The sequence below is a fragment of the Pedobacter sp. UBA4863 genome (genome assembly GCF_002399615.1).
In the GTDB taxonomy this organism is placed as follows: domain Bacteria; phylum Bacteroidota; class Bacteroidia; order Sphingobacteriales; family Sphingobacteriaceae; genus Pedobacter.
Map to the genome: position 1 here is coordinate 1 of NZ_DHDZ01000062.1, position 6,696 is coordinate 6,696.

A 6,696-nucleotide genomic window follows, 5' to 3' on the forward strand; every position below is an offset into this window, starting at 1 on the left:
AAATAAACAGGAAATGCCCGAACAGCTTTCGGACATATTGCTGGTTCTGGATAAAGAGAAAATGAAAATTCAGGCCGTAAAAAGTATTGACGCAAACGGAAAAATGGAAACCGTTGATCCCACAAAGAAAAACCAAAACCAATTTATGCGTGTAGATAAAAGCGGTGATTTCTTTTCCAACTTCTTCTCCAATTTTTTCAGTCAGTTAAAGAACCCTACAAACTTTACTTTCTTCAAAGTACCTGCACCTGTTGCTGTTGAAAAAGCACAAGAAATGCAAAAACAAGTAGGTAAGCCAACTCCAGAAGGTGAAAAAGTGATGGAAGAACACGAAGTAAAAGCACAACCATCAGAAGGTAAAAAACAAGAAAATAAAAATGATATGGCAACAACACAAACAACAACACCGGAAGCCAGCGAATACCGCTACAAACCGGAACAGATTGATTGGGACACGATGACCAATCTCGGGTTAAGCAAGGAATACCTTGAAAAAAGAAACCTACTTGAACCTTTATTGAAAGGTTATAAAACCAACGAACTCGTACCGATTGGTGTTAACCTCGGTGGTACTATCCTCCGAACAGATGCCCGCTTGTCTTTACAGCAAGCAGAAGACGGGAAAGTTGTGGTGGGAATACACGGCATCAAAAAAGAACCTAATCTGCATTTTGAATTTTTCGGACATAAGTTTACGGATGAGGACAAGAAAAATCTGCTCGAAACGGGCAATATGGGGCGTGTGGTTAATCTGACCAATTCCAAAACAGGCGACCTAATGCCATCCATTATCAGTATAGATAGGCTGACAAATGATGTAATTGCATTACGAACGGATTTCATAAAAATTCCCGATGAAATTAAGGGTGTAAAACTGAATGATGTCCAAAAACAAACTTTAATGGAGGGAAAACCGCTAAAGTTAGAGGGTATAATTTCCACAAAAGGAACAGAATTTTCAGCAACGGTACAGTTCAATGCAGACAAACGTTATGTGGAATTTCTTTTTGACCGCAGTAACGCCAACAGGCAAATGCAAGGTAACGGGCAGAACAATCAAACCAACCAGCAAAGTCAGCCGCAGGAAGCTCCAAAAACATTCAGAGGTAAAGAATTGACTGATGAGCAGCATAAGGATTTTAAAGCTGGTCAAACCGTTTACATTGATGGATTGAAAGATAAAAAAGGGCAACCGTATCAAGGCTATATCACTTTCAATGCAGAAACTGGAAAAACGAACTTCCAATTCCCAAGCCAGGTTAAAGCACAAGCAAAACCTACCGAAGCCCATAAAACGCAAACTGCCGTTAATTCAGAGGGTAAAACCAACGAAGCGACCAAAAACATCAACGAGCCTTTGAAGTCGGGACAGCAAAACCCGAAAAACAAACAACAGCAGGAACAACAGGAAAAGCCCAAAGCTCCTGCAAAATCCAAAGGCGTAAAAAGGTAATCAATTATGAAAACAATTATTGCAGAAAAACCAAGCGTAGCAAGGGAAATAGCAGGACTTATGGGTGCATCTGACAAAAAGGACGGCTACCTTACAGGTAACGGCTATTTTGTTACCTGGGCATTCGGACATCTTATAGCATTGGGAATGCCCGAAGATTATGGCATCTCGGGATTTGATAAAGCGTCTCTACCCATATTGCCCAACCCGTTTTTATTAACTGTTCGCAAGGTTAAAAAAGATAAAGGCTATACCACTGATACAGGAGCATTAAAGCAACTGAAAGTTATCGAACAGCTTTTTAATCGTAGTCACAGCATTATTGTCGCTACCGATGCAGGACGTGAGGGAGAACTGATATTTCGTTATATCTACGAATACTTCAAATGTAACAAGCCCTTTGAACGCCTTTGGATAAGCTCACTTACCGAAAAGGCAATAAAGCAAGGTTTTGATAACCTGAAAGACGGGACAGCATTTGACGGCTTGTATCAGGCGGCACAAGGTAGAAGCCGTGCCGATTGGCTCGTAGGTATCAATGCTACACAGGCACTTTCCATAGCCGTCGACAATGGCATCTATTCGCTTGGAAGAGTACAGACACCAACACTAGCCTTGATATGCAAACGCTATTTGGAAAACAAAAATTTCTCGATAAAGAAATACTGGCAGATACAACTATTACACAATAAGGATCTAATAGATTTTAAAAGTCTTTCCAAATCTAAATGGGAAGACCAAAAACTCGCCAATGATACGCTGAAAGCCATTCAGCGAAGCGGAACTACAACAGTTATATCGGTAGAAACCAAAAACGTTACAGAACAACCGCCTTTATTGTTCGACCTGACTGGTTTGCAAAAAGAAGCCAACAAAAAGCTGAACCTTTCTGCCGAGGAAACCCTCAATATTGCTCAAAATCTTTACGAAAAGAAGTTTATCACTTATCCGCGTACTGGAAGTAAATGCATTCCTGAAGATCTATGGGCAGAAATCCCCAAACTTGTGAGGGCTTTGCAGGACAGGGAAACCTGTAAGCAAGGCGTGTCAAAAATGAAATGGGGACGTTTCAGTAAACGTATAGTGAACGATTTACGGGTTACCGACCACCACGGATTATTAATTACAGACAAAATCCCGTCAGCATTGAACGCAAAGGAAAATGCCGTTTACGATATGATTGCCTTTCGGTTGCTCGAAGCCCTTTCACAAGCTTGTATCAAAGAGATAACTGATGTGGGTTTACAAGTATTGCATTATGATTTTACCGTCAAAGGTTATAAGGTTATTGAAGTTGGTTGGCGTTCCATCAAGGGAAGTTTTTCGGACGATGATACCGAACCTATACAAGATTTGCCTGAACTGAAAAAAGGCGATGAACTCAAAATAAAAGAAGCCTCCGTTTTGGAAAAGAAAACCAAACCACCTGTGCTTTATACCGAAGCAGGGCTTTTGTCGGCTATGGAAACCGCAGGAAAGGAAATCAAAAATGAAGACGAACGCAAGGTTTTACAGAATATCGGCATCGGTACTCCAGCTACAAGAGCCGCAATAATCGAAACCCTGTTTACTCGAAATTATATCCAAAGAGAAAAAAAATCCTTAATCCCTACCGAAAAAGGATTACAGGTATATGAGTTTGTCAAAGACCGAAAAATTGCGGACGTTGCAATGACTGCCGAATGGGAACTTACATTGCAGAAAATCGAAAACAACGAAGCCGATGCAGGAGCATTTCAAAGTGAGATGGAGAAATACGCTTCATCTATTACCAATGAATTGCTGCAAACTTCCATTACCCAAAACAACCTACCTAAATTGGTTTGTCCAAAATGCAAAAGCCAGCAACTCATTATCCGTGATAAAATCGTGAAATGTCCCGATGAGGTTTGTGGCTGGGTTCAATTCCGCAATGTGTGTGGCGTACAAATCGGCATAAACGATATTGAAAGCCTTATCAATAAAAAGAAAACTTCACTTATCAAAGGAATGACAAGCAAAGCCGGAAAAAAATTCGATGCCTACATCGTGTTGAATGAAGATTACAAAACCTCTTTTGAATTTGCTAAAAATAAAAACTACAAAAGTAATGGAAAATAAACCTGCCATTAGCCTAATGGAAATTAAGAACCTAATTTATACCATACGTGGCAAGCAAGTGATGTTGGATAGCGACCTCGCTTCCTTATACCAAGTGGAAACAAAGAACCTCAACAAAGCTGTAAAGAGAAACATTGAGCGATTTCCTGCCTCCTTTTGCTTTCAACTGACCGAAAATGAAGTTGAAAACTTGAGGTTCCAATTTGGAACCTCAAGTTTAAATTACGGCGGAAGACGCTATTTGCCTTATGTTTTTACCGAACAAGGGGTCGCAATGGCTTCTGCTATACTCCGTTCGGATATAGCGGTTAAAGTCAGTGTTGAAATCATGGAAGCCTTTGTGGAAATGCGTAGAATGCTTATCAGCAATGCCGCTTTGTTTCATCGTTTGGACAATATTGAGTTGAAGCAACTGGAAGCCGACCAAAAATTTGAAGAAATTTTTAAAGCTATGGAAAGCGATAAACTCCACAGCGAAAAAGGTATTTTCTACAATGGACAAATTTTTGATGCCTATGCCTTTGTTTCTGATATTATTCGCAATGCCAAAAGTTCTATTATTCTGCTTGATAATTATGTGGATGATACGGTTCTTACAATATTAGGCAAGCGAAATAGTAGTGTAACCGCCACTATTTACACCAAAAGTATCAGCAGTCAATTACGATTAGACTTACAACGCTACAATAGCCAATATCCTCCGATTGAAATTGAAGTGTTCTCCGATGCTCATGACCGCTTTTTGATTATTGATAATATGGAACTTTACCACATTGGAGCATCGCTGAAAGATCTGGGCGAAAAATGGTTTGCCTTTTCGAGAATGGATATTGAGGTTGGTAGGATGCTCCAATTGCTAAACAGAGCTTAATTAAATCCCTGTCAAAACAGGGATTTGAAAATCTAATTTCTTCTTGTCCAACTTAGATTAGCAGATATTAGTTCGATAATTAAAGTCTCCAATACTTCATTTACCCATTCTAATTCAAAAATCAAATTGTTCTTAGCAAACCTAAAAGTTAAATCTTGCTTTTCTGCGTGAAATATCTTGTTCCGTAAATAGTAGCAGTACTTGACACAGATGAAGACAATAATTTCTAATTCGGTATTCGTTGCAGGGTTTTTAACTTTATTACCCAAATATTCTTTAATCTTTTTAAAGATTATTTCGCTGTCTGTTGAAGACTTATTATTATGATAGAGGTCTTTGATATAATCAAACTTATTAAACTTACTTTCAACTTTATCCAGATTGAAAATATCTTTTAAATCAGCTTCAAAATAACTGATATTATCAAGCAGGTTTTTACAAATAATTTTATTTTGATACCTGAAGATAAAGGCAATAAAGGATACTATCTTTTCTTTAGTATCATAATCATTACTTAGAAGCTCATAAAAGCGAACTTTTTCCCGAAGTTCTTTAGCTGTAATACTTCTTGCTCTATGTAGTGATTTTGAAAATAATGTTGGATTAGTAAGTATAAAGTTTCTCATTAATCGGTGACTTTCGTTTTCGTTTGCACCATTTCCAAAATAGTAATAGATAGCGTTAAAAGATTTCCATAACTTTTCAAACCGTTCACTTTCTTCATCGGTAATTTTCGATTTCAAAAGATAGGTTAAAGCATACTGGATTGCTTTAGATTTGTCATTAACCTTGAATATGTCGTTGATATTTACAGTCGAAATATCAACACCTTGGAATTTGCCAGTTAATATCTGCTCGATACCAATATTCGTAGTTGGCAAAGAAAGCATTGTTTCTTCTCCTGTTTGCTTTATTCGGTTAATGGAGATATTCCGTATAGGAACGAAACGATTTACTCGGATGTAATAGTAAATCAGAGATTTTATAATCTGATTATGAATAGAATTGCTTTCCGAAAAAACAATGTTTATAAGATTGATTTTTGCAGTTCTATTGCACTTAATGATTACTGTATTATTCTCAATTACCAACTCATCATTTGTTTCTGAACTTCCTTTATACTCCATTTCAAATACTTCACGAGAAATTGAAATGTCAGAAGCATCAAGGTTTATATTGATGGAATAATTGTGCTTTATTTTATTTTTTGCGAATGTCTTAATGGAGCTTGTTATAAAGTTTTCAAATTTTGATTTCTTTTCATAGTTATAAATATCATAAACATAGGGATATACATCTTTAAACTTTATCTTGAAATCTGTTAATGTATAAGGGTCACCATTAAAGGAATTGTGCAAAATCAAAAGTTTATCATTAATAGTTTTAACTGGTTTTCCTTTCTTTTTTTTGGTCAGTCTTACATCTTCGTCAAAATTTTGCAATGCTCTAAACGCTTGCTCTTTAACTTCAAATATTCTATCCGTTTTCATCAAACGATATAATTCCTTTTTGCTTTCAAAGCATTTATATTTTGAAAGGAAATCTATTGCTTGTAATCTGTTTCGATAGTCAGATATATCATTTGCAAGGGTTATATATTCTGCAATATTGTTTGGTTTCTTATTTTCAAAATCCTTATTAGCCATATTCTTCCCTTTATTGTTTAATCGTCAAATTTAATCAAAACCAATCTCTATTCGATTGCTTTGCTCATTATGTTTACGCCAAATCCTACCACTCAAAGCCAAACCCTACCACTTCTACAAACGTCTTTCTTTCCTTCTCTAATTTTGGGTTTTAAGTAAAATTATAAATAAAAATATAGCATGGATACACAACAAAAAGACCTTTCGTATTTCAGATTACGACTGCAAGAATTATTAAATACCAGCTTTCCTGAAAAAGCAAATGATCAAAAGTTTATCGATCAACGTTCCTCTTGGGCTGCCAATGCCTACGAGGGTGCTTTTCAGGCAGGAAACAACATTGAACAATGTGAGCAATATGCAAATTACATTCTTTTTGAAAACCTGCACTTTTCCAAATTCGACACCATTTTTCAGGTGATATGCAATGAATATGATACCATAATGGCAGACGAGGAATTGCGACCGTTTGCCTTGAAAATGTTCTCTATTTGTGAGCCTGTTTTCTCCAGCTATGAACTAACCGATGATTTTGCATACGGTTATGAGTTTGATCTGCTCTATACCGAAATAACCGGAACCATCGCAATATGGATTGAGGAGAATGGGCTTCAGTAAAAAGCAAC

At 37.0% G+C, this 6,696-nt stretch carries 5 protein-coding genes; 4 read left to right on the top strand and 1 reads right to left on the bottom strand.

Features of this window, described 5'->3' with window-relative positions:
* The 3 genes from B3I52_RS15650 to B3I52_RS15660 form a co-directional block, all read left to right on the top strand.
* On the top strand, positions 1-1,453 hold a 1,453-nt coding region (locus B3I52_RS15650), incomplete at its 5' end, for a DUF3945 domain-containing protein (RefSeq protein WP_293303094.1).
* Positions 1,454-1,459: 6 nt separating this feature from the next.
* Positions 1,460-3,553 carry a type IA DNA topoisomerase gene (locus B3I52_RS15655; protein WP_293303096.1) on the top strand — a complete coding sequence of 698 codons (2,094 nt, stop codon included), beginning with the start codon at positions 1,460-1,462 and terminating at the stop codon, positions 3,551-3,553.
* On the top strand, positions 3,543-4,424 hold the full coding sequence (locus B3I52_RS15660; protein ID WP_293303099.1) for an ORF6N domain-containing protein: 882 nt from the start codon (positions 3,543-3,545) through the stop codon (positions 4,422-4,424). Before B3I52_RS15655 ends, B3I52_RS15660 begins: the two co-directional genes overlap by 11 nt.
* Before the next feature lie 32 nt (positions 4,425-4,456).
* Here the strand turns inward: B3I52_RS15660 and B3I52_RS15665 are convergent, their stop codons facing one another.
* A complete protein-coding gene (locus B3I52_RS15665; protein WP_293303101.1) occupies positions 4,457-6,070 on the bottom strand; it encodes a hypothetical protein in 1,614 nt (537 codons plus the stop codon).
* A gap of 180 nt (positions 6,071-6,250) precedes the next feature.
* On the opposite strand from B3I52_RS15665, the gene B3I52_RS15670 reads away from it, so the two are divergent.
* Entirely contained in the window at positions 6,251-6,688 is a 438-nt protein-coding gene (locus tag B3I52_RS15670) for a DUF1896 domain-containing protein (RefSeq protein WP_293303103.1), read from the top strand.
* Positions 6,689-6,696: the final 8 nt, after the last annotated feature.